Raw genomic sequence first — 24,732 nt, 5'->3', positions numbered from 1 at the left:
TGACGTGAAAGAGGAGCGAAGCGTACTTCGGTACGCGAGCGACGGTTTGAACGTCAAGGTGCGGTGTCTCAGAAGGCTGTTTTGAGAAAGGTTGAGTCGCACATGACCGTTGATCCTTTGATTCAATCCCTGAAGGGAAAGCTCGTCGTGAGCGTTCAGGCGTATATGGGCGAGCCGCTTCGTACGCCCGAGACCATGGCTCAAATGTCTCGCGCTTGCGAACTCGGCGGCGCCGCCGCCATTCGCTGCCAGGGCCTTGCCGACATTGCCGCCATTAAGGGTCGCTGTGAGGTTCCTGTTATTGGCCTATGGAAGGATGGACACGAGGGCGTTTACATCACGCCGACGCTGCGTCACGCCCGCGCCTGCGTTGCTGCTGGTGCCGATATCGTGGCGATCGATGCCACCGATCGTCCGCGCCCCGATGGCAAGACGGTCGAGGATACCTTCCGTCCGCTGCACGAGGAGGGTGTGCTCCTGATGGCGGATTGTGCCACCATCGAGGACATTCGCCGTGCGGTTGATATGGGCTTCGACCTGGTATCTACCACGCTCTCTCACGGTGTCGCCGCCATCGACTGCACCATGGCCGATGGCCCCGACCTGCCGCTCCTGCGTCAGGCGACCGAGGAATTCCCCGGCCTTCCCATCATTTGCGAGGGTCGCGTGCATACGCCCGAGGAGGCTCGCGCCGCGATCGATGCTGGCGCCTGGGCCGTTGTCGTCGGCACCGCCATCACGCACCCCACGAGTATTACAAGTTGGTTCAAGGCTGCGCTTGAGGCGTAAGACAGGCCTCGTATCCGCTCGGGGCGGTATACTCAATAAAGGCAATTGACCGCGCGGGATCCGGGTTGCTGGGTCCCGTGCTTGTTTTCGGGAGGCAGCACATGCAAAAGGGAGATGCCATGGATGCGGCGGAGCGCTCGGAGCGCATCCCCGATATCGTCATCATCACCGGAATGTCCGGATCGGGCCGCACGCAGGCCATGCACGTGTTCGAGGACATGGGCTATTTTTGCATCGATAACCTGCCTCCGCGTCTGATCGCCCAGCTTGCCGAGCTCGTTGGCATTAATACGGGCGTGGGCAGGCATCTCGCCGTCACCTGCGATTTGCGTAGCCAGGGCTTGTTCGATGAGCTGCTCGATGCGGTCGCCGCGCTCGAAGAGCGCGAGATGAGCTGCGACATCGTGTTCCTGGAGGCTTCTGACGAGGTACTGATTCGTCGCTACAGCGAAAATCGCCGCCGTCATCCCATTGCCAAGCCGGGGGAGACTACGGCCGATGCGATTCAGCGCGAGCGCCTGCAGCTGCAGGGTGTGCGCGATCGAGCCGATATGATTATCGACACGAGCCGCCTACGCACCTCTGCGCTGCGCAACAAATTGCGCATGGCGTTCTCCGAGTTGTCCGACCAGCAGCTCATGGACGTTCACGTGTTCTCGTTTGGCTTTAAGCACGGTATGCCCGTCGAGGCGGACATTATGATCGACGTTCGCTTCCTGCCCAATCCGTTCTACGATCCCGAGATGCGCACCATGACCGGTCTCGATAAAAAGGTCTCCGACTTTGTTCTGGACCATCCCAAGACCCAGGAGTTCTGGAAGGCCTGGACGCAGCTGCTCGATACGGTGATGCCGGGCTATATCGCGGAGGGTAAGCCGCAGCTTTCTATCGCCATCGGCTGCACGGGCGGACAGCACCGTAGCGTCGCCATCGCCGAGGCCACGGCCCGTTACCTGGAAGGCGCCCAGTATCACGTGAGCATCTCCCACCGCGACCTGTCGCGCGCCAACACGAAGGCATAGGCCTGCATGTCGTTTACCGCCGAGGTGCGTGACGAGCTTGCGCGCTGCGAACCCGAATGTGAATACTGCGATTTGTCGACGCTTGCCGCCCTGACGCGTGTGAGCGGTACGCTTTCGTTGGCCGGCTCCGGGCGGTATCGTTTGACGGTCGCGACCGAGACGGGAGCCGTCGCGCGCACGATGATCACGCTGACGCATCGCATTCTTAAGCTCAAAACGGAATTCACCGTTCGTAAATCGGTCTTGCATAAGGTCCGTAACTATCTCATTACCCTGCCCGATCAACCCGACCTGGACAAGGCTCTGGTGCTGCTGGGCATTCTAGACCGCAGGGGAGGGCTCGTCGCTGGTGTTCCCCGACACATCGTTGCCCGTCCCTGCTGCAGGCTTGCCTACATCCGCGGCGCGCTCATCGCGGGCGGCTTCGTGGCCGATCCACGCGGCGATTTTCATTTGGAGATCGCGGTGCAGGGCGAGCAATATGCTAAGGGGCTTTGCGACCTGTTGGGGCAGATTGGGGTCCATGCTCGTGTTAATGCACGGCGGGGGTCATATGCCGTGTACATTAAGAGCGCCGAGGAAATCGAGCATCTATTAAAGCTGATTGGTGCCAAGCGCAGCGTTGCCGAGATTGAGGAGGCGCGCGCGGTCAAGTTGGTTAAGAACGATGTGAACCGTCGCGTGAACGCCGAGCTCGCCAACCAGACCAGAAGCGCCGGTGCTGCCCAACATCAGCTTGCGCTTATCGATGAGCTCGAGCAGCGCGGCCTTCGCGATGCGCTTCCGGATGCCTTGGCGGTCTTTTGCGACCTGCGCGAGCGCTATCCCGATCTGTCGCTGCGTGATTTAGGTGAGATGGCTGACCCTCCCTTGTCGAAGTCGGCCCTCTACCATCGAGTTTTGAGGCTTGAAAAGCTCATTGAAGCAAACCGGTAGTTTAAAGTATCGACTTATATACGGATTTAGCTGCTATTTTATTCTTTAAAACGTTTTAACGTAAATTTGATTTTCAATTTCGACTATTCTCGTGAAATTCAAGTCAAAAAAAAGGTATATTAGGCGAGTGGTTAGTTTGTGGGCCTCAACGGCGGGCGCTGTAGCTTGCGGGGGCCTTACGAAAGGAGACACAATGGCAGTAAAGGTTGCTATTAACGGCTTCGGTCGCATCGGTCGTCTGGCTTTCCGTCAGATGTTCGGTCATGAGGGCTCCGAGATCGTCGCTATCAACGACCTCACCTCTCCCGATATGCTCGCTTACCTGCTGAAGTACGACTCCACGCAGGGCAACTACGCTCGCGATCACGAGGTCGTTGCTGGCGAGGATTCCATCACCGTTGACGGCAAGGAGATCAAGATCTACAAGGAGGCCGACGCCAACAACCTGCCTTGGGGCGACCTCGACGTCGACGTCGTTCTCGAGTGCACCGGCTTCTACACCAGCAAGGCTAAGGCTCAGGCCCACATCAACGCTGGCGCCAAGAAGGTCGTCATCTCCGCTCCGGCCGGCAGCGATCTGCCCACCATCGTGTACAACGTCAACCACGAGACGCTGACCGCTGAGGACAACATCATCTCTGCTGCTTCCTGCACCACCAACTGCCTCGCCCCGATGGCCAAGGGTCTGAACGACTTCGCTCCCATCGTGTCCGGCATCATGACCACCATTCACGCCTGGACTGGCGACCAGATGCCGCTCGACGGCCCGCAGCGCAAGGGCAACAAGCGTCGTAGCCGCGCCTGCGCCGTCAACATCGTCCCCAACACCACCGGTGCTGCCAAGGCTATCGGCCTGGTTCTCCCCGAGCTCAACGGTAAGCTCATCGGTGCCGCCCAGCGCGTCCCGACGCCGACCGGCTCCATCACCAACCTCTACGCTGTCGTTGACAAGAAGGTCACCGTCGACGAGGTCAACGCCGCTATGAAGGCCTACGCTGCCACCATCTCCGAGACCTTCGGTTACAACGAGGACGACATCGTCTCCACCGACATCATCGGCGAGACCCACGGCTCCATCTTCGACGCCACTCAGACCATGTGCTCTGATCTCGGCAACGGCCAGACCCTCGTTCAGGTCACCTCTTGGTACGACAACGAGAACTCTTACACCTCTCAGATGGTCCGCACCATCAAGTACTTCGAGAAGTTCGTTGCTTAATTTAGCTTTTAGCGAATAGCTCGTTGAGCGTCTAAAGAAGGGCGCGGCCTTATAGGGCTTACACCCTAGGGTCGCGCCCTTTTTATAGGAAATCGTCTGCCGTAATGGGAGGCAGACACGTACGAAAGGTAGAAGCAAACATGGCCTTTACCAAGAAGACCGTCCGCGACATCGATGTCGACGGCAAGCGCGTTCTCGTCCGCGTTGACTTCAACGTGCCTATCAAGGATGGCGTCGTTGGCGACACCACCCGCATCAAGGCTGCCCTGCCCACCATCAACTACCTCGTTGAGCACAACGCTCGCGTCATTCTCATGAGCCACCTCGGCCGTCCCGAGGGCACCGGCTTCCAGCCTGAGCTCTCCCTTGAGCCTGTCGCCAAGAAGCTCGCTGAGCTCTCTGGTCTCGATGTTGCCTTTGTCGCCGACACCTACGGCGAGAAGGCTGCTGAGGCTGTCGCCGCCGTCGAGCCGGGCAAGGTCCTCGTTCTCGAGAACGTCCGTTTCGACAAGCGTGAGAAGAAGAACGATCCCGAGATCGCCAAGAAGCTCGCTTCCTATGGTGACGTCTTCGTTCTCGATGCCTTCGGCACCGCTCACCGCGCCCAGGGTTCCGTCGTGGGCCCCGCCGCTTACCTGCCTGCCGTCGCCGGCTTCCTGCTCGAGAAGGAGGTCGACACGCTGACCGGCATCTTCGCCGAGCCCGAGCGCCCCTTCGTCGCTATCGTCGGCGGTTCCAAGGTTTCCTCCAAGATCGGCGTTCTCGATCACCTCATCGACTCCGCTGACACCCTGATCATCGGTGGCGGCATGGCCTACACCTTCTTCCTGGCTCAGGGCCTGACCGTCGGTCAGTCCCTCAAGGAAGAGGACTGGGTCGAGCGCGCCGGCGAGATGCTCAAGAAGGCCGAGGAGAAGGGCGTCAAGATCCTGCTCCCCATCGACAACCGCGTTGCCGATCACTTTGGCGAGGACGCTGTCCCCGAGGTTGTCGCTTCCGACGCTATCCCCGACGATCGTGAGGGCATGGACATCGGCCCCAAGACCGAGGAGCTCTACGCCGAGGCCGTCAAGGGCGCCAAGACCGTGTTCTGGAACGGCCCCATGGGCGTCTTCGAGTTCGACAACTTCGCTCACGGCACCCAGGCTATCGCCGAGGCCGTCGCCGAGGCCGACTGCACCTCGATCATCGGCGGTGGTGACTCTGTCGCGGCTGTCAACAAGTTCAACCTGGCCGACAAGATGAGCTGGATCTCCACCGGTGGTGGCGCTTCCATGGAGCTCGTCGAGGGTAAGGCCCTGCCCGGAGTGGAGGCGCTTCTCGATGCCTAATCGCACCCTTCTTATCGCTGGTAACTGGAAGATGAACAACGACGTCGCCGAGGCCGCCAAGCTCGCCGACGAGCTGGCTCAGGCTCTGCCCGAGGTTCCGGCTGGCGTCGAGGTGCTCGTCTGCCCTCCGACCATTGACATCACCACGGTTCATGACCGCATTCAGGCTGCCCCCATCGCCCTCGGTGCACAGAACGTGTACTGGGAGGCCAAGGGTGCCTTCACCGGTGAGTCCTCTTGCGACATGCTCAAGTCCGCTGGCTGCACCTACTGCATCATCGGTCACTCCGAGCGTCGCGACTACTTCCACGAGACCGACGAGGACCAGAACAAGAAGGCCAAGGCCCTCGTTGCCGCCGGTCTTGTTCCCGTCTTCTGCTGCGGCGAGTCCCTCGAGGTCCGCGAGGCTGGCACCTATGTCGAGCACGTCGTGAACCAGGTCAAAGCTGGCCTTGCTGGTCTTGAGATCACCTGCCCCAAGCAGGTCGTCGTCGCCTACGAGCCCATCTGGGCCATCGGCACCGGCAAGACCGCTACCGCCGAGGACGCTCAGGAGGTCTGCGGCGCTATCCGTGAGACCCTCAAGGAGATGTTTGGCGAGGAGCTCGCCGACGGTATCCGCGTCCTGTACGGTGGTTCCGCTAAGCCCGGCAACATTGCCGAGCTCGTCGCCAAGCCCGACGTTGACGGCGCCCTCGTGGGCGGCGCTTCGCTCAAGGCTGCCGACTTCGCCTCTATGGTCGTCAAGGCAGGCGAGTAGGACATATGGCACAGCGTCATCTTCCTGCACTCCTGATCATCATGGATGGCTGCGGCCTTGCTCCGGCTGATGGCGAGAACGCCGTCGCCGCTGCCAAGACGCCCTTCCTTGATAGCCTGTACGAGAAGTATCCTCACACCACGCTCGGTGCTTCGGGCGAGGACGTGGGCCTTCCCGACGGCCAGATGGGCAACTCCGAGGTGGGTCACCTCAACATCGGTGCCGGCCGCATCGTGTTCCAGGAGCTTTCGCGCATCAACAACGCCATCAAGGACGGCTCCATCGCCAAGAACGAGGTCTTCGTCAAGGCTATGGACGACGTCAAGGCTGACGGCAAGACTCTCCACCTTATGGGCCTTATGAGCCCTGGCGGTGTTCATTCTCACATGAACCACGTCGAGGCTCTGGTCAAGATGGCTGCCCAGCATGGCGTCAAGACCGTTCGCGTCCACGCCTTCATGGATGGCCGCGACGTCGACCCGCAGTCCGGTGCCGGCTACATGAGCGAGTTCTGCGCTTTTCTGGCTAAGATCTCCGAGGAGACCGGTTGCGACGCTCGCGTTGCCACCGTTTCGGGCCGCTATTGGGCCATGGACCGCGACAACCGCTGGGAGCGCATCCAGCGTGCCTACGACGTCATGGTCAACGCGTCCGATGCCGATACCGACCCCGTTGCCGGTATCAAGGCCTACTACGAGAAGGATCCGCGCGGCGACGAGTTCGTCGAGCCCTTCGCTGCCCACAACGAGGGCATCCACGAGGGCGACGCGGCCATCTTCTTCAACTTCCGTCCCGACCGCGCTCGTCAGATGACCCGCGTGTTCACGGACAAGGAGTTCGACGGCTTTGAGCGCGAGCAGATCAAGCTTTCGCACTTTGTGACGATGACCGAGTACGATCCGACGTTTGACGTTGAGGTCGCCTTCCCCAAGACGTTCCCCGAGAACGTCCTGGCCGACGTTGTTGCCGCCAATGGCCTGAAGCAGCTGCACACCGCCGAGACCGAGAAGTACGCCCATGTGACGTTCTTCCTCAACGGCGGCATCGAGGAGCCCAAGGAGGGCGAGGAGCGCGTGCTCGTCGCTTCCCCCAAGGTCGCTACCTACGATCTGCAGCCTGAGATGAGCGCTCCCGAGGTTACCGAGAAGCTCGTCGCCGCAATCAACGAGGATCGCGCTGATTTCTACATCGTGAACTTCGCGAACTGCGACATGGTTGGTCACACCGGTGTCTTCGACGCCGCCGTTAAGGCCGTGGAGGCTGTTGACGATGCTCTGTCCAAGGTTGTCCCGGCGATTCTCGCTAAGGGCGGCTTTGCTCTGATCACCGCCGACCACGGCAACGCCGATCACATGTTTGACGTTGCTTCCGACGGTTCCAAGCATCCGTTCACGGCTCACACCACCAACCGTGTGCCGTTCATCATCGTTGATGAGAAGGCACAGCTCACCGGTATCGAGGACGGCCGTCTTTCCGATATCGCTCCGACCATGCTCACCATGGCTGGTCTTGAGCCTTCCGCCGAGATGACGGGCCGCGTGCTCGCCACCGAGGCCTAATAGAAAACAAATACCGTTTTCTAGTAAGGGGGTTGTCCACAACCGGACAACCCCCTTTTTTGTATTTCTGCCATTTCTACCCTGTCCCTAAATGGCAGGTGGGGGAGTGTTGAAGGTTGTGGTACAGTACTGGAGTTTGAATTGTTCTATTAAGGAGCTTATCTATGGGTCCGTTCCAGATTCTTCTGTTTGTCGTTTGGGCTGTCTCTGCCGTGGCGCTGACGATTCTCGTCCTGATGCACTCCGGTAAGGGTACCGGCGTTTCGGATATGATTGCCAGCTCGCTGTATAACTCCAGCTCTGCCACGGGCGTTATGGAGCAGAACCTCGATCGCCTGACGGTAATTATGGCCGTCGTTTTTGCCGTGTGTGTCGTTCTGTGCATGTTCTTTTTCCCGCAGGGCATCGTGGGCTACTAAGCTCGTGTCGCATATATGCATGAAAAGGGTTCCGCTTTGTGCGGGACCCTTTTTGTTTACATGTTTGTAACAGGGTCAAAATATCCCCACATACTTCGCCCAACTAAAGAAATTCTCGACCGTTAACCGGAATCAGCGCCAAATTGTGCATAAAATGCGCTACTGTATTGCAAAACGTTGGCCCGCATTGCATAACCAGCCATAACGGCGGACCGCGTTTGAATAGTTCGACTGGGCTGTCTCGACGTTGCCCGGCCGAATTCACTTTGTCCTATCTCATAAGGAGGATGGCATGGCTGATTCTATGTTCCACCAGCCCGTTATGGGTCGTCGCGCCTTTGTTGGCGGCACCCTCGCTGCGAGCTCCATGGCTTTTCTTGCCGCATGCGGCAAGAAGGGCGGCGACGCTTCCGGATCTGACTCCGGTTCGACGCTGAACTTCTACATCAACAACCCGGTCTGCATCGACCCCTACAACGTCCAGGAGGATCAGGGCACTCAGGTCGAGTACCAGCTCTTCGACGCTCTGACGGAGTACGATAACGAGAAGGGCGAGATCGTTCCGCTGGCTTGCGAGTCCTTTGAGGCTAACGACGACGCCACCGAGTTCACCTTCAAGATCAAGAAGGCCAAGTTCCACAACGGTGACGACGTTACCTCCAAGTCCTTCAAGCTCGGCTGGGAGCGCCTGGTCAACACTAAGTCGGCCATCGCTACCGAGTATGGTCCTTCCGAGGTCTCCTACCACCTTTCCATGGTCGAGGGCTATGACGATCTGCTTGCCGGTAATGCTACCGAGCTGTCCGGCGTTACCTGCCCGGATGACGAGACCCTCGTCGTCAAGCTGACTTCCGCCTACGCCGACTTCCCCTTCGTCGCCTCTCACCCGGCTCTGTCCCCGGTTCCCGAGTGCGCCGAGACCGATGTCAAGAGCTTCTATCTTGCCCCGGTCGGCAACGGCCCGTTCATGATGGACGGTAAGTGGGAGGATGGTCAGGAGATCAACCTCAAGAAGTTCGACGATTATTATGGCGACAAGGCCAAGATCGACGCCATCCACTTCCAGGTCATCAAGGACGTGGAGACCGCTTACAAGGAGTTCCAGGCCGGTAACCTTGATGTCTGCGACGTTCCCGTTGCTCAGATCGACGCCGCCAAGAAGGACCGCGGCGAGTCCAAGGATGGCTACACCATGAGTGATGGTGCGCGCATGCTGCTCGGTTCCGAGCCTTCCACGTACTATCTGACGTGCAACACCACGGCCGAGCCGTTCAACAACGCTGACCTGCGTAGGGGCATCTCCCTGGCTATCAACCGTGAGGCCATCTGCAAGACCATCTTCAAGGGCACCCGTACCCCCGCTGACGGCATCGTTCCTCCGGGAATCGCCGGCTACAAGGAGGGCGCATGGGAGTTCTGCGCCTACGACGTCGACAAGGCTAACGAGTACCTCGACAAGGTCGCTCCCGCTGGCGCTAACGGCGATCGTGGCATCAATGTGACCCTGTCCTACAACCAGGACGGCGGCCACAAGGAGATCATGGAGTCCATCATCGGCGACCTCGCCAAGGTGGGCGTCACCGCCGTCTCCGATACCCCTGAGTGGTCTGCCCTGCTCGAGCAGTATCAGAACTTCAACTATCAGTTCGGCCGTCTGGGCTGGATCGCCGATTACCCGATCATGGACAACTTCCTGTATCCGCTGTTCCACTCCGACTCCCTGGGTGGCGACAACCGCTCCGGTTACAGCAACCCCGACTTTGACGCCAAGGTTGACGAGGCCCGTGCCACGGTTGACGACGACGAGCGTATCGCCAAGATGCAGGAGGCCGACGCCATGGTCGCCGCCGACTGCCCGGTCATCCCGGTGATGTTCTACACGCACACCATCGCTGGCTCCGACCGCGTCAAGTACCTCTACGTTGATCCGCAGAAGCACGCCGATCTGGGTACCGCTGAGCTCGCCTAAGAGTTTTGCAGCTTCCGTGAGGGTCAAGTATTTACGTAGACCTCATGGGAAACATACAGTTCCCCCTAACCTGGGGTAAACTGGCTGATGGTAATTTTGGGATGCCGGTCTGGCGATCGGCATCCCATTTAGGTTAATCCCTAGATAGGGGAGTGGTATGGGTAAGTACATCGTTAAACGTGTGCTTCAGTTCATCCCGGTGTTTTTGGGCGTCACGCTGATTCTGTTCGCCCTCCAGAATATCGTGCCGGGAGATCCGATCAAGTTGATCGGTGGAGACAAGGCTCTGTCCCCCGAGGTAGAGCTTCAGCTTCGCGTACGCTATCACCTGGTCCAGACGGACGAGGACGGTAACGCGATCCTTGACGAGAACGGCGATCCCGTTCAGACGTCGCTTGTAGACCGTTATCTGTATTACATGAACGGTCTGCTTCATGGCGATCTGGGTAATTCGTACCAGCGCAAGCTGCCGGTTACGGAAATCTTTGCCCAGAAGTATCCGTATACGGTCAAACTCGCCGCGTGCGCCATCGTGCTCGAGGCGATCATGGGTATCGGTGCGGGTATCATTTCGGCGGTAAAGCGTTATTCCTTCTGGGATATTTTGGTAACGCTCACCACGTCGATCCTCGTTGCCGTTCCCGCCTTCTGGCTCGGCATGCTGCTGCAGCTGTTCTTCGGCGTCATCCTTAAGGATCTCACCGGCGGCGCATTCTCCATGCCGATTTCGGGTGCCGGCGGTTCCAGCTCTCAGTATCAGGATTGGATGCACTATGTGCTTCCGACCATTACGCTGGCTTCGGTTTCGACCGCTTATGCTGCCCGCATTATGCGTTCACAGCTGCTTGACGTCATGAACCAAGATTACATCCGTACGGCAAAGGCCAAGGGTCTCTCCAATCGCGCGATCATCATCAAGCATGCGCTTAAGAATGCACTCATCCCCGTCGTTACCTATATTGGTGTCGACTTTGGCGGCATGCTTTCGGGTGCCATCCTGACCGAAACGGTCTTTAACTGGCCCGGTATCGGCTATGAGGTCTATCGCGCCATTAGCATGCGTGACTGGCCCATCGTTATGGGCGGCGTTACGCTCATCGTCGTCGTCGTCATGGTGATCAACCTGCTCGTCGACATTAGCTATGCATTCCTCGACCCGCGCATCCGCCTTGGCGGTCCGTCGGATAAGGCCTAAGGGAGGTACGTCTCATGCAGGAAACTGATTCTCAGTCTCAGGAGCAGGCTACCGCCACCAAGGCCGCATCTGCTCCCGCCAAGTCCCGCACGCTGTGGGGCGACGCTTTTAAGCGTCTTCGCAAGAACAAGCTCGCCGTTATCGGTGTCTGCTGGATCATCGTCGTCGTTTTGGTTGCCCTGACCGCAGATCTGTGGGCTAAGCCCTGGCTCGGTTCGCCGACGGCTTCCGACTCGACCACCATGGCCGAGACGTCGCTGCTGGCTCCGTGTGCCGAGCACCCGTTTGGCACCGACGCCCTTGGCCGCGACATTCTCGTTCGTGTTATCTACGGTGCACGTGTTTCGCTTTCCGTCGGTATTATGGCCACCGCCATCTCCACGGTGATCGGTCTGGTCATGGGCGCCCTTGCCGGTTTCTATGGCGGCATCTGGGATACGATTATCATGCGCTGCGCGGACATCTTCCTGGCGTTCCCGTACGTGCTGTTCGTCGTCGCCATGATCGCCGTTATCGGCCGTGGCCTTCAGAACGTCTTTATCGCCATCGGTATTCTCGGCTGGCCTTCGATTGCGCGCGTCTTTAGATCCGCGATCCTCACGGTCAAAGAGAACGACTATGTTGACGCCGCCCGCGCCATGGGTGCATCCGATGCCCGTATCGTTATGCGCCATATCTTCCCGAACTCCGTTGCTTCCATCGTGGTCTACGCGACCATGAACATCGGCGGCGCTATTCTGACCGAGTCCGCTCTGTCCTTCCTCGGCATGGGCGTTATTCCGCCTACGCCTTCGTGGGGCTCCATGATTCAGGACGGTCAGCAGTATCTTCTGACTGCTCCCTGGATGATGATCATGCCCGGTCTGGCAATTCTCTCGACGGTGCTCGCCTTCACCCTGCTGGGTGACGGTTTGCGCGACGCCCTCGACGTCAAGATGAAGGACGCATAAGGATGAAGAAGAACAAGAACTATGTGGACCTGAAGGACCAGCCGGTTCCCGAGGGCCAGCATCTGCTCGAGGTCGATGACCTTAAGATGTATTTCCACACCGAAGATGGCGTTGTTCGCGCTGTCGACGGTGTCTCCTACACGCTCGATCGCGGCGAGACCCTCGGTGTCGTCGGTGAGTCCGGCTCCGGTAAGTCTGTGACCGCCATGACCATCATGGGTCTTATCTCGATGCCTCCGGGAAAGATTGAGGGCGGCGACGTTCGCTATCGCGGCCGTTCTATCCTCGAGATGACCGAGGAAGAGATGCAGCACATTCGCGGTAACGACATCGCGATGATCTTCCAGGATCCTATGACCTCCTTGAACCCGGTCTATAAGATCGGCAAGCAGGTGGGCGAGGGCCTTCGTCTGCACCGCGGCTACTCCAAGCAGGAGGCGCTCAAGCGCGCTACCGAGCTTTTGGACCTCGTGGGTATCCCCGAGCCCGAGAAGCGCGTCAATGAGTATCCGCACCAGTTCTCCGGCGGTATGCGTCAGCGTGTCATGATCGCTATGGCTCTTGCCTGCGATCCCGATATCCTGATTGCCGACGAGCCCACGACGGCTCTGGATGTTACCATTCAGGCTCAGATTATCGAGCTCATGCAGGAGATGCAGGAGAAGAACGGCAACGCCATTATTATGATTACCCATGACCTGGGCGTCGTCGCCGATATGGCCGATAAGATTATGGTTATGTACGCCGGCCGTCCCGTCGAGTTCGGTACTGCTGAGGAAATCTTCTACGAGAGCCGCCATCCCTACACCTGGGGTCTTATTCGCTCCATCCCGGAGCAGGCCATCGATGAGAAGAAGCCGCTGACGCCGATTCACGGCAACCCGCCTTCGCTCATGAACCTGCCCGAGGGCTGCGTCTTCTCTCCTCGCTGCCCCTATGCGACCGACAAGTGCCGCAAGCAGCGCCCCGAGCGCGTTGTCACCGAGTCCGGCCACTATTCTGCGTGCCATTATTCCGGTGACCCCGAGTTCCTCAAGAACGCCCCTGAGACGTCCCGCACGCGCAAGGATTCCAAGAAGGGAGGCGAGGCGTAAATGGCAGACAATAACGAGCGCACTCCGCTGCTGAAGGTCGAGCATCTTTCTAAGGAGTTCCCCGCAGAGTCCGGCATGTTCGCCAAGCGTTTTTCCAAGCGCGTCGTCTCTGCTGTGAATGACATTTCGTTCGAGATTTATCCGGGCGAGACCTTTGGCCTGGTCGGCGAGTCTGGTTGCGGTAAGTCCACCACGGGCCGCACCATCATGCGCCTGACCAAGCCGACGGCAGGTAAGGTGTTCTTCCAGGGCAAAGACGTTGCCGAGATGAGCAAGCATGAGATCAAGGACATGCGTCGTGAGATGCAGTTCATCTTCCAGGACCCCTATGCTTCGCTCAATCCTCGTATGACCATCGGCGAGATCGTCTCCGAGCCCATGACTATTCATGGCGTGGGCACCAAGGAGGAGCGCATTGAGCGTGTCCGTGAGCTGCTGGACGTCGTCGGCCTCAACCCCGAGCACATCAACCGCTATCCGCACGAGTTCTCGGGCGGTCAGCGTCAGCGTGTCGGCATCGCCCGCGCGTTCGCTCTGAAGCCCAAGCTGATCATCTGCGACGAGCCCGTTTCCGCTCTGGATGTTTCCATTCAGGCCCAGGTTCTGAACCTGCTCAAGGAACTTCAGGACAAGTTCGGTACGGCGTATCTGTTTATCGCCCACGACCTGTCCGTCGTGCAGCACATCTCCGATCGCGTTGCCGTTATGTATCTGGGTAAGATGGTCGAGGTTTCGGACTGGAAGACACTCTATAGCGAGCCGCACCACCCGTACACGCAGTCACTGCTGTCTGCCGTGCCGGTGCCCGATCCGGATATCCAGAAGACCCGCAAGCGCATCATTCTCGCTGGCGATCCGCCGTCGCCGCTGGATCCGCCGACCGGTTGCCGTTTCCACACGCGCTGCCCGATCGCGCAGGGCATCTGCTCCGAGAAGCTTCCCGAGTTTAAGGAAGTCGCACCGGGTCACTGCTGCGCCTGCCACTTCGCCGAGCCGTTCCCGATCAAGGAATCGCACATCGACCTGTAGTCGGTGTTCTCGTTCGGGCCCGCCCTGGTGTTGCTTTTCAGAACGTCCTCGGACATGTCGGAAGCCCCGCTGCGCGCTACGCGCTGCGGGGCTTCCTCCGTCCTGCGGGACGTTCTGAAAAGCAACACCAGGGCGGGCCCTGCGTTAACGCGGCAGAGGGGAGTGAGATTCCTTGATCGCTCACTTAATCTAATAGGAAAGTTAGTGAGGCCGGAGCTTTGGCTCCGGCCTCCCCATATAAGGGCTCGGCTTTGCCGAGCCACCAAATTTGCATCAGCCCCCAAAACATGTTTGAGAACTGTGCATGAAGCATGTGCCCCTAGGGCAGGAATGAGGTCGCTTTCCAACGCATTCCGCAGGGGGCGGCATTATTTTGTAGCGCGAAGCGCGGATCAAAATAATGCCGCATGCCCGAGGACGCGTTGGAAAGCGACCTCATTCCTGCCCGAACAGGTCGGTCTACCTGCGCAATTACAAATTCGTAAACTTTTTTGAAAAAAGTGCTTGCACAGTTCTCGAATCATAGGTTATTATTTTCCTCGTTGAACGCGCGGGTCCAACAAAACGAACCGCGAGTCAACAACATAGCATGTCGGAGTGGCGGAATTGGCAGACGCGCTAGCTTGAGGTGCTAGTGACCGCTTTTTGGTCATGCGGGTTCAAGTCCCGCCTCCGACACCATCGCATCTGAGAAGCCTCTTCGGAGGCTTTTTTGTTACCGATAGACGGTGGGGTCCACGATGGAAACGCTTGAACGCAACGAGTGGGCAGACGTTGCCCAACTAGTCGAGATCACGAGCGATGCTGTCATCATCTGCGAACTCGACGGAACCATTCTGCATGTGAATAATCGCTTACTTGGTTTGATGTGCGAGGAACGCGCCGACGTCATCGGTGGAGATGTTAAAGACGTCCTGTACTCGTCCGCTTTTGAACGTGCGACGGAACATCGTCTGCCATTTGAAACTGATGGCTCCGAGAACGAACTGATGCTCAAGCTGAGTGACGGCTCTTTTATCCCCGTCTTGGTTCGTGCGGGCTCCGTAACGCCTCCACGCATCTTTGGGCGCCGTGCACCACGTGTCCTGGTGGCGCTTCACAGTATCGAGGAACAGTATTCTCACGACCGTCAACTCAAGCGTGCGTTATCGGAGCTTAGAGTGGCGAACAAACGTCTCTCTGGCACGCTCTCGGTCATTATGAGCACTGTGGGCTCCGATGAGTTGCCCAGCCTGCTTGATACCGTTTTGAACCAGCTTGTAGGAACGCTCGATGCTTCGGGTGCCGCTATCTATTTTTCTGAGAGCGGCGGTTTTAAGCTACGCGGTGTTTCCAAGGAGCTGTACGATAGCTACCTGCCCGAGTTTTTGCCGTATGGCGCTGGCATTCCGACGTATGTTCTTCGCGAGTCACGTGCCTGTCGCTTGTCGATTCAACAGGACCTTGAGGGCGATAGGGCCGCCTCCGGTATGTTCATGGACTTGGACAATCGTTCTAAGCACCTGTTGCGCGTGCAGGATATGCCTCCGTACCGCAGCGAGATTTGTCTTCCCGTTTTTTACGGTACGCAGATCCTTGGCGTGCTGGAAGTTGGTTGGAAACGCCCCCAGGCACCGCTCGCCTATGACGTTAATGTACTCGAGGTCATTTGCGATTACCTGTCTATCCAGCTGGTCGGCATGGCATCGAGCCTTCGCTCTCGTCGTACGGCCGAGCTCGGCCGCTCGCTCAATGTCTTACGTGATGAGTTGTTTACCTTTCTAGACGATTCCGCCGCGGCTACCCAAGCGGTATCGTCCGAGATCTGCAATATGCTCAACTGCCATTTTTGCCCTATTGAGTATGACGCCAGTCTGGATTCCTACGTCATAGATTTTGAAGGCGGCAGTCGCGTTGCTTTGCCGGACAATCCCGAGAAGCTTTTCTTTTCCACGACGGCGCCGGCGGCACGTCTGGGGGCTGGCCCTGATGGCTTTGAGGCATCTGCTTTGGGCGGCACGAGTGCCGAGGACCTTAAACACGTCCGTATAACTCGCGTTGACGAATCGATGCCTATGGGAGGCTGGCTTAGGGCGCATGGTCTGCCTTGTCAAGGTCTCTACGTCGACTCCGGCATCGAGGCGGGGCGCCCGCGCTCTGAGGGTGATGGCAAGCACAGTAACGACGCGATTGTTCCTGCTTCTGTTGCGAAGAGCCCGACTACGCGTGCGCTGCTGCTTCGTGATGGTAGCCAAGAGCCGATTGATGACCTTGAATATGACTACTTGGTGCACTTAGCGCATGATTTTGAACTGATCTACGAAGGCGAATCTCAAAAGCGCGAGGAGCGCCATATCGCTCAGACCCTCCAGATCGGCATGAGAAATTCCCTGGGGGATGTTCCGGGTATCGCAACCGATTCGGTGTACCTGTCGGCCACGAACTCGGCGTTGGTCGGCGGCGATTTCTATACGCTCATCCGTCTTCCCGACGACTGCGCCGTCATGATTCTGGGTGATGTGTCTGGCAAAGGCATTGAGGCCGCATCGATGTCCGCGCTCGTCAAGACGGCCCTGACGGCATATGCTTGGGAGGGCGCTGGACCGGCCCGCATGGCACGCTCCCTTAACAGCATGCTCATGGGCTTTTCGAGGGTCGAGACGTTCGTGACGGCCTTTATCGCCAAGATTGACCTTAAAGCCGGACGCGCAACGTATTGTTCGGCGGGCCATCCTCCGACCATGGTCATCAGGCCAGAGTCGATGCCGCTGGGTGGCGGCGAGGCCCGTGGGGGAGAGGTCGAACTGCTTGGATGCCAATCGGGCGTAATCGGCGCATTCGAAGGCATGGTGTACGAGACGGGTGCCTTTACGTTCGCCCCCGGCGATATGCTCTTTATGTATACGGATGGAACGATTGAGGCCCGTGACCGCACCGGAGCGTTCTTTGGCGAGCAGCGCTTGCGCGATCTTCTGCTTTCTGTTTCGGCGGAGGGCGTGTCGGGCATTTGCGGCAAGGTCTTGAGCGAGCTTGACCGATTTACCGATTCGGCGCTGGACGATGACATTGCATTGGTGTCCCTTGAGTTTTTACGGGGTCGTTCATAGACGACGCTGGGCGGGTTGAATCCGCACGGTTGGGGAAACGAATGCATCGAGTGGGCTTTTTTGGGAACCATGGTCGTATGAATGAGTGGAATGACATAGCGGTTTTGACGCCACCGGGTGATGTCGACATCGCCTCGGTACCCGTGCTGCGCCGACGGTTGGATAATTTGATCGACCGGGGCGTGCGTCGCGTTGTCATCAATTGCCAGGCCGTGGGCTTTATCGACTCGACGGGTTTGGCGTTTTTGCTTACACGTGCCAGAGAGCTTATGAGGCGAGAGGGCCTGCTTTCGCTTGTTAACGCCTCCGAGGAGGTTATTCGCTTTTTGGAGATTGCCCGACTTGTCGACATCCTGCATGTAGCGGGTCCGGCACGGGAGTCTATTCCCGCCATTCCGGTGGGGGAGCTGCCTCGCTGGAGTAAGAGCGTCGAGGTCCGTCAGGGTATCGAGAATCTTCCATACTATCGACATCGCATTGCCGAACTCCTTGAATCGCTTCCGTTGCGTCGCGACGAGCGCTACGATGTCGCATTGGCGTCGGGGGAGGCGCTGGGTAATGCCTATGACCATGCGGGCGGTATCGGGTGCGTCCTGACGGTTCAGGCCTATGGCGATCGCGTTGTGGTCGAGGTACTTGATCGAGGTGCCGGCTATTCTATCGATGAAACGAGCGAACCGGTCGCATCTGAGGAGCGCGGCCGTGGTATCAAGCTTATGCGTATGCTCGTCGATAACGTGGAGGTTGCTCGTCGTACGGACGGCGCCGGCACGCGCGTGCAGATGGTGAAGCTGTTTAGCGGAGCGCTGGAATCGTGTGCCTAGCCAATCGCTTTAGCGCGTTTAGCTACTAAGAACATGCGGCAGACAAGTTTTTTGAAAAAAGTACTTGCGTCTTTTGGACAACTCGCGTAAATTAATAACCCGCAAGCGGACATGGCTCAGTTGGTAGAGCACAACCTTGCCAAGGTTGGGGTCGCGGGTTCGAGCCCCGTTGTCCGCTCCATTGCATTTCCGGACCGTTTAGGCGGTCTTTTTTCGGCGAAGTGGCCAAGTGGTAAGGCAGAGGCCTGCAAAGCCTTTACCCCCGGTTCGAATCCGGGCTTCGCCTCCAGGCAACATCCGGGCGCTCCGGCGCCCGTTTTGTTTTACATATGCGGACATGGCTCAGTTGGTAGAGCACAACCTTGCCAAGGTTGGGGTCGCGGGTTCGAGCCCCGTTGTCCGCTCCAAACGTAACAGCCCGACTACTACGGTAGCCGGGCTTTTTCGTACCCATCTTCTGGGCCCGAACCCGAGAGGGAGCGAGCGTTTTGGGGCGTGTCTGTGGCGTTGTTTGCCGCGAATGTCCGCTTTGGGCGTATCATCGTGGGCATCTCGCAAAACCTCGTTGCAAGGGAGACTCATCCCATGGCTACAGAAAAGTCCTCGTCGCGCCCATGGATGTCCGATGCCGCGATCTATCAGATCTACCCGCGCTCGTTTAAGGATTCGACTGGTTCGGGTCTGGGCGATATCGCGGGCATTACCCAGCAGATGGACTATCTTGAGCGGCTGGGTATCGAGGCCATCTGGCTGAGCCCGTTTTACCCATCGCCTCTTGTTGATGGCGGCTATGATGTGGCGGACTACTGCGATGTCGACCCACGTCTCGGCTCGCTTGATGACTTCGATGACATGATCGCTGCGGCTCATACGCACGGCATCAAGGTCATCGTCGACATCGTGCCCAACCATTCGTCCAACCAGCACCCCTGGTTCAAAGCCGCTCTTGCCGCCGGCCCCGGATCGCCCGAGCGCGCCCGTTATATCTTCCGCGATGGTCGCGGCGAGCACGGCGAGCTGCCTCCCACCAATTGGAATGCCAACTTTGGTGGCCCCGCCTGGACGCGCGTCGCGGACGGTCAGTGGTATCTGCACATGTTTACGCCCGAGCAGCCGGACTTTGACTGGTCATGCCCCGAGGTTCACGCGTTCTTTTGCGACGTCCTGGCGTTTTGGAGCGATCGAGGCGTCGATGGCTTTCGCATTGATGTGGCGCACGGTCTCGCCAAGGACCTCGACCGCGATGACCTCGACCGGTGGCATCTCGCCGAGGGCGATGACATGGTTGACGACGGCACCCATCCGCTGTGGGACCGCAACGAGGTCCACGAGATCTATCGCGAGTGGCGCCGAGTGTTCGACCGCTATAATCCGCCGCGCAGCGCCGTTGCCGAGGCGTGGGTGCTGCCCGAGCGCCAGTATCTCTACGCGCGCCCCAGCGAGCTTGGCCAGACATTCAACTTTGAGTTTGCCAAGGCCACTTGGACCTATGATGACATGCACGCTGCAATCGAGGAGGGCTTGAAGGCGGCTATCGAATCCGATTCCGCCTCGACCTGGGTACTCTCCAACCATGACGTGCCGCGCGTGGCGACGCGCTATGCCCTGCCGCAGATCAAGGCGACGCGCTACCACCAGATTGCGCTCGACTGGCTCTTACGCGACGGGTCGTCTTATGACGAGGACCGTGAACTCGGCGAGCGCCGCGCGCGGGCGGCCCTTTTGCTTGAGTTGGCGCTTCCGGGCTCGGCATACGTGTATCAGGGTGAGGAGCTCGGCCTTTTTGAGGTGGCTGACATCCCGTGGGCTGCACTCGAAGATCCCACTGCGACCAATACGCACGGACCGAAGCGCGAGAAGGGGCGCGACGGCTGTCGTGTGCCCCTGCCGTGGGTGGCGGCGGACGACCCCGTGCAGGGCGGATCGTTTGGGTTTTCACCGGCGGACGCCGATGCGGCGCCCCATCTGCCGCAGCCTGCATGGTTTTCCGATTACGCTGCCGATAGGGAAGAAGCGGATCCGACATCGATGCTTGCGCTCTATCGCGACGCCCTCTGGCTGCGGCGCAAGCTGCGCGGGTGCGCCAACGATCTTGCGTGGCTCGATCTTGACGGGCGCACCGGCCTTGCGGATGGTGCCGAGGGCGCTGAGGGTGGCGTCATCGCCTATCGCCGCGACAACGGCTGGGCGTGTGTGACGAACTTCGGCGCAGCACCCGTGGAGCTGCCGGCGGGTAGGGTCCTGCTCACCTCATCACCGCTTGTAGACGGTGGGCTCGCGCAGGACAGCTCTGCCTGGATCATGCTCGGTGAGATGTAAGGGCCTCTTGCGGCGAGCTTGCGTTTGCCTGCACCTTCCGTGGTGGTTGATGTCTTCGCGAGGTTCGCGAGGGTATCGCAAAACTTTTCAAAAAAGTTCTTGCATAGGATGCGGGTATCACGTAAGATTAATCCTCGTAAGCGGACATGGCTCAGTTGGTAGAGCACAACCTTGCCAAGGTTGGGGTCGCGGGTTCGAGCCCCGTTGTCCGCTCCATTTGGGCGTTTAGCTCAGGGGGAGAGCGCTTCCCTGACACGGAAGAGGTCAGAAGTTCAAATCTTCTAACGCCCACCAAATGTTCGCAGCTCAGAGGCATCGCCTCTGGGCTGTTTTGTTTTGGTCGCCAAATGGGTCGCCAAATACGTCACCAAATTTCGAGTTTTTGATCTTCCGGGATGCCTCTCAGTAGTCATCCGAGGAAACTCTCATCTTCTCCGTTTGCATACACATATCTTTCAAGGATTCGTGCCGCGGTTGCATGAGGCTCGGCAAGGCATGACCGCAACATGTTGGTCAAGCATAATCTTTTGGATTCTTTTGGCGTGAGCGGCTTGGTTTTGGTAGGATTTGTCAGCGGCTTGACTAAGGGGGTTTTATAACTGCCATGCAGGTAGCCGTGTTGGTAACGTTTTACCGACTTGTCAAATACCCCTCATTTTTAATGCGTCTGCAAAATGACTAATTGTTTTGACCTGCTGAAACACTATATGTTGTGTTTGATTTAAAAAAAGAATACAGGATATAGATGCCTCTTTGTCGTATGATAGATGGCGGACAGAGAACGAAGACCTTAACTGCCTCTTTTGAACGTATCCTTGAGCCGCTTGATCGGCTCCTGGGAATGTCCGCATGGAGGCTTATGGTTTATCGAGAACACAGATTGCGCGACGGCGCCGCAAGACAGGGGCAAGCCCTGCCGGGCATCGTTTGGCTCTGAAGCGCAATGAGGCTACGATGCGAAAGAGGCAAGAGGATGAAGATCATCAAGCGCAGCGGCACCGAGGTTGTCTTTGACATCGATAAGATCGTCAATGCCATCCGCGCCGCCAACTTGGAGGTCGAGGAGAGCTCTCGTCTAACCGACCGCCAGGTGGTTTACGCGGCACAAAACGTCGCCGAGGCATGTGAGAACGCGGGCCACACCGTTTCGGTCGAGGAGATCCAGGATTTGGTCGAGGACGAGATCATGCGTCTCGACTGCTACGAGGTTGCCCGCCACTACATCATCTATCGCTATGTCCAGAGCCTGAAGCGCCAGAAGAACACGACCGACGACAAGATTCTGTCGCTGATCGAGTGCAATAACGAAGAGGTCAAGCAGGAGAACTCTAACAAGAACCCGACCGTCAATTCCGTCCAGCGCGACTATATGGCCGGCGAGATTTCCAAGGACCTGACTCAGCGTGTGCTGCTGCCCCAGGAGATCGTGGATGCCCACAATGAGGGCCTGATCCACTTCCACGATTCCGACTACTTTGCCCAGCACATGCATAACTGCGACCTGGTGAACCTAGAGGATATGCTCCAGAACGGTACTGTTATCTCGGGTACGCTGATTGAGAAGCCGCACAGCTTCTCGACGGCTTGCAACATCGCGACGCAGATCATCGCCCAAGTTGCTTCCTCCCAGTACGGTGGCCAGTCGATTTCGCTGACCCATCTTGCCCCGTTCGTCGAGGTGAGCCGTCAGAAGATTCGCGGCGAGGTCGCCCGCGAGCTCGAGGAGCTCGGCGTTTCCGCATCTCCCGAAAAGGTCCGCGAGGTTGTTGAGGACCGCCTGCGTGACGAGATCCGTCGCGGCGTCCAGACGATTCAGTATCAGGTCGTGACCCTTATGACCACGAATGGCCAGGCGCCGTTCGTGACGGTCTTTATGTATCTCAATGAGGCCCGTACGCCCCAGGAGAAGCACGACCTTGCCATGATTGTGGAGGAGACGCTTCGTCAGCGCTATGAGGGCGTTAAGAACGAAGCCGGCGTGTGGATCACCCCGGCGTTCCCCAAGCTCATCTACGTGCTCGAGGACGATAACATTCGCGAGGATTCGCCGTACTTCTATCTGACCAAGCTCGCCGCCAAGTGCACCGCCAAGCGCATGGTGCCCGACTACATCTCCGAGAAGAAGATGCGCGAGCTCAAGCTGTCTAAGGGCGAGACTGCCGGCAACGGCGATTGCTACACCTGCATGGGTTGCCGCAGTTTCCTGACGCCCGACCGTTCGGGCAACGGCTTTAACAATGTCGCCAACGCGCTGAACTATGACCCGACCAAGCCTAAGTACTACGGTCGCTTTAACCAGGGTGTTGTGACCATCAACCTGCCCGATGTCGCGCTGAGCTCGCATCAGGACATGGATAAGTTCTGGAAGATCTTCGACGAGCGCCTTGAGCTGTGCCATCGTGCCCTGCTTTGCCGTCATGAGCGCCTGATGGGCACGCTTTCGGATGCCGCGCCGATTCTTTGGCAGTACGGCGCCCTGGCGCGTCTGAAGAAGGGCGAGACGATCGACAAGCTGCTCGTGGGCGGCTATTCCACCATCAGCCTGGGCTATGCCGGCCTGTATGAGTGCGTCAAGTACATGACGGGTCACAGCCACACCGAGAAGGAGGGCACGCCGTTCGCCATGGCCGTCATGCAGCGCATGAACGACAAGTGTGCGGAGTGGAAGGCCGAAAGTGATATCGATTTCTCGCTGTACGGTACGCCGTTGGAGTCGACGACCTACAAGTTCGCCAAGTGCCTGCAGCGCCGTTTTGGCATTATCCCGGGCGTGACGGACAAGGGCTACATTACTAACAGCTATCACGTCCATGTGTCCGAGGAGATCGATGCCTTCGACAAACTTAAGTTTGAAGGCATGTTCCAGCAGCTTTCGCCGGGCGGTGCTATCTCCTACGTTGAGGTTCCCAACATGCAGGACAACCTCAAGGCTGTCATTCGCGTGATGCAGTACATCTACGACAACATCATGTACGCCGAGCTCAACACCAAGAGCGATTACTGCCAGGTGTGCGGCTACGATGGCGAGATCAAGATTGTCGAGGATGACGGCAAGCTGGTGTGGGAGTGCCCCAGCTGCGGCAACCGCGACCAGGAGAAGATGAACGTCGCTCGTCGTACGTGCGGCTACATCGGTACCCAGTTCTGGAACCAGGGTCGAACCGAGGAGATCCGCGACCGCGTGCTGCATCTCTAATAACCATTCCAGGCCGCCCCGTAGCGAGGCCCCGGACCTTTACTCGCTATTTCGGACAGTCCTGGCTCACGAACAGGAGGCGCCACTGGCGCCTCCTGTTCGTGCGGAACTCATAGCGAGTAAAGGTCCGGGGCCTCGCTACGGGGCGGCCAAGTTGATGTAACTGAGATGCAGCACGTAGCCTGCTCGCTCCTCGAAGTTCTTAGCGGAAATGAGTTGACTTGCAACAACGCTTTGCTTGCGATGGCGGTTGAGCCGCAACCCAGTTTTTATTAGACCTCGAACCCTATACTCGATGTTCGCTTCGTTCATTGAGTTACCCTTTGCATGAGGCCGGGACATATCGTCCCGCCCGCAGTTTCGCAGGCCGAAGGCCGAGAATGTTTGAGGACGGGATGATATGTCCCGGCCTCCCGGGAGAGTTACCTATGAACTACGCGAACATTAAGTATTTCGACATTGCTGATGGAGAAGGCGTCCGCACTTCTCTGTTTGTGAGCGGGTGCCGTCGTGGCTGCAAGAATTGCTTTAACTCCGTCGCGTGGGACTTTGCCGCGGGCGAGCCGTTTGATCGTGCCGTCGAGGACAAGATTATCGAGAGCCTCGATCATCCCTTTATTGACGGCCTGACGATTCTGGGCGGCGAGCCTATGGAGCCCGAGAATCAAGCGGGACTCGTTGATTTTGTCGAGCGTGTTCGCGCGGCCTATCCAGCGGGGTCGGGGAAGACTATTTGGTGCTTCACCGGCGATGTGCTCGAGGAGCTTATGCCGGGAGGCCGCCACCATACCGAGGTCACGGACCGTATCCTTGCCTGCCTCGACATGTTGGTGGATGGCCCGTTTGTTCAGGATCTGTATGATATCTCATTGCGTTTTAGGGGCTCGAGTAACCAGCGCGTGATCGATATGAACGCTACGCGCGCCCGTGCTGAGCGCGAGGGCGTTGCGCTTTGTGATGCGGTTGAACTTTGGCGTGATGATCCGGTCTATTCGACCCATACTATGTAGCTTGTGGTCGATGCCGGAGGGCGTG

The 24,732-nt window shown here is 58.4% G+C and carries 19 protein-coding genes and 6 tRNA genes; 24 read left to right on the top strand and 1 reads right to left on the bottom strand.

Going from position 1 to position 24,732, the window contains the following annotated elements; genetic code table 11:
- Positions 1-102 precede the first annotated feature (102 nt).
- From DW661_RS04715 to nrdD, 23 genes are all read left to right on the top strand, one after another.
- The gene (locus DW661_RS04715; protein ID WP_022094877.1) at positions 103-789 is read left to right on the top strand and encodes an N-acetylmannosamine-6-phosphate 2-epimerase; all 687 of its coding nucleotides are present in this window, start codon (positions 103-105) and stop codon (positions 787-789) included.
- A gap of 101 nt (positions 790-890) precedes the next feature.
- Positions 891-1,811, top strand: coding sequence for an RNase adapter RapZ (gene rapZ, locus DW661_RS04710; protein ID WP_022094878.1), 921 nt, complete (start codon positions 891-893; stop codon positions 1,809-1,811).
- Between the two features lie 6 nt (positions 1,812-1,817).
- Positions 1,818-2,747, top strand: a complete 930-nt coding sequence (whiA, locus tag DW661_RS04705) for a DNA-binding protein WhiA (protein WP_099431435.1) — start codon at positions 1,818-1,820, stop codon at positions 2,745-2,747.
- Between the two features lie 193 nt (positions 2,748-2,940).
- Complete coding sequence (gene gap / locus DW661_RS04700; RefSeq protein WP_022094880.1) at positions 2,941-3,966, top strand: type I glyceraldehyde-3-phosphate dehydrogenase; 1,026 nt, start codon at positions 2,941-2,943, stop codon at positions 3,964-3,966.
- A 140-nt stretch (positions 3,967-4,106) separates the two neighbouring features.
- Positions 4,107-5,297 carry a phosphoglycerate kinase gene (gene pgk, locus DW661_RS04695; protein ID WP_099431437.1) on the top strand — a complete coding sequence of 397 codons (1,191 nt, stop codon included), beginning with the start codon at positions 4,107-4,109 and terminating at the stop codon, positions 5,295-5,297.
- On the top strand, positions 5,290-6,057 hold the full coding sequence (gene tpiA / locus DW661_RS04690) for a triose-phosphate isomerase (RefSeq protein ID WP_089572945.1): 768 nt from the start codon (positions 5,290-5,292) through the stop codon (positions 6,055-6,057). Before pgk ends, tpiA begins: the two co-directional genes overlap by 8 nt.
- 5 nt (positions 6,058-6,062) lie before the next feature.
- Positions 6,063-7,616 (top strand): 2,3-bisphosphoglycerate-independent phosphoglycerate mutase, encoded by a 1,554-nt coding sequence (gpmI, locus tag DW661_RS04685; protein WP_118934817.1) that lies wholly within the window; start codon positions 6,063-6,065, stop codon positions 7,614-7,616.
- Between the two features lie 164 nt (positions 7,617-7,780).
- Positions 7,781-8,035, top strand: coding sequence for a preprotein translocase subunit SecG (secG, locus tag DW661_RS04680; RefSeq protein ID WP_006236144.1), 255 nt, complete (start codon positions 7,781-7,783; stop codon positions 8,033-8,035).
- 292 nt (positions 8,036-8,327) lie between these two features.
- The gene (locus DW661_RS04675) at positions 8,328-10,004 is read left to right on the top strand and encodes an ABC transporter substrate-binding protein (RefSeq protein ID WP_118934815.1); all 1,677 of its coding nucleotides are present in this window, start codon (positions 8,328-8,330) and stop codon (positions 10,002-10,004) included.
- Between the two features lie 157 nt (positions 10,005-10,161).
- On the top strand, positions 10,162-11,199 hold the full coding sequence (locus tag DW661_RS04670) for an ABC transporter permease (protein ID WP_089572952.1): 1,038 nt from the start codon (positions 10,162-10,164) through the stop codon (positions 11,197-11,199).
- A 14-nt stretch (positions 11,200-11,213) separates the two neighbouring features.
- Positions 11,214-12,149: an ABC transporter permease gene (locus DW661_RS04665; protein ID WP_117584279.1), complete on the top strand. Its 936-nt coding sequence runs from the start codon at positions 11,214-11,216 to the stop codon at positions 12,147-12,149.
- 2 nt (positions 12,150-12,151) lie between these two features.
- The gene (locus DW661_RS04660) at positions 12,152-13,243 is read left to right on the top strand and encodes an ABC transporter ATP-binding protein (protein WP_117564867.1); all 1,092 of its coding nucleotides are present in this window, start codon (positions 12,152-12,154) and stop codon (positions 13,241-13,243) included.
- Complete coding sequence (locus DW661_RS04655) at positions 13,244-14,272, top strand: ABC transporter ATP-binding protein (RefSeq protein ID WP_006236139.1); 1,029 nt, start codon at positions 13,244-13,246, stop codon at positions 14,270-14,272.
- Between the two features lie 591 nt (positions 14,273-14,863).
- Positions 14,864-14,953, top strand: a tRNA-Leu gene (locus DW661_RS04650).
- 59 nt (positions 14,954-15,012) lie between these two features.
- Positions 15,013-17,358: a GAF domain-containing SpoIIE family protein phosphatase gene (locus DW661_RS04645; protein ID WP_117776463.1), complete on the top strand. Its 2,346-nt coding sequence runs from the start codon at positions 15,013-15,015 to the stop codon at positions 17,356-17,358.
- Positions 17,359-17,435: 77 nt separating this feature from the next.
- Entirely contained in the window at positions 17,436-18,182 is a 747-nt protein-coding gene (locus DW661_RS04640) for an anti-sigma factor antagonist (RefSeq protein WP_117776469.1), read from the top strand.
- Between the two features lie 105 nt (positions 18,183-18,287).
- Positions 18,288-18,363, top strand: a tRNA-Gly gene (locus DW661_RS04635).
- 34 nt (positions 18,364-18,397) lie between these two features.
- A tRNA-Cys gene (locus tag DW661_RS04630) sits at positions 18,398-18,471 on the top strand.
- A 42-nt stretch (positions 18,472-18,513) separates the two neighbouring features.
- Positions 18,514-18,589: transfer RNA gene (locus DW661_RS04625), tRNA-Gly, on the top strand.
- A 178-nt stretch (positions 18,590-18,767) separates the two neighbouring features.
- Positions 18,768-20,501 carry a glycoside hydrolase family 13 protein gene (locus DW661_RS04620; RefSeq protein WP_233540518.1) on the top strand — a complete coding sequence of 578 codons (1,734 nt, stop codon included), beginning with the start codon at positions 18,768-18,770 and terminating at the stop codon, positions 20,499-20,501.
- 140 nt (positions 20,502-20,641) lie between these two features.
- Positions 20,642-20,717: transfer RNA gene (locus tag DW661_RS04615), tRNA-Gly, on the top strand.
- Positions 20,718-20,720: 3 nt separating this feature from the next.
- A tRNA-Val gene (locus DW661_RS04610) sits at positions 20,721-20,795 on the top strand.
- A 679-nt stretch (positions 20,796-21,474) separates the two neighbouring features.
- On the top strand, positions 21,475-23,697 hold the full coding sequence (nrdD, locus tag DW661_RS04605) for an anaerobic ribonucleoside-triphosphate reductase (RefSeq protein ID WP_117757387.1): 2,223 nt from the start codon (positions 21,475-21,477) through the stop codon (positions 23,695-23,697).
- A 138-nt stretch (positions 23,698-23,835) separates the two neighbouring features.
- On the opposite strand, the gene DW661_RS10150 is transcribed toward nrdD, so the two are convergent.
- Positions 23,836-24,009: a hypothetical protein gene (locus tag DW661_RS10150; RefSeq protein WP_158568412.1), complete on the bottom strand. Its 174-nt coding sequence runs from the start codon at positions 24,007-24,009 to the stop codon at positions 23,836-23,838.
- Positions 24,010-24,125: 116 nt separating this feature from the next.
- On the opposite strand from DW661_RS10150, the gene nrdG reads away from it, so the two are divergent.
- The gene (gene nrdG, locus DW661_RS04600) at positions 24,126-24,707 is read left to right on the top strand and encodes an anaerobic ribonucleoside-triphosphate reductase activating protein (RefSeq protein WP_117735798.1); all 582 of its coding nucleotides are present in this window, start codon (positions 24,126-24,128) and stop codon (positions 24,705-24,707) included.
- Positions 24,708-24,732: the final 25 nt, after the last annotated feature.

Origin of the sequence: Collinsella sp. AM24-1 (assembly GCF_003470325.1) — a bacterium.
Lineage (GTDB): Bacteria > Actinomycetota > Coriobacteriia > Coriobacteriales > Coriobacteriaceae > Collinsella.
This window is presented reverse-complemented; position numbering and strand designations above follow the sequence as displayed.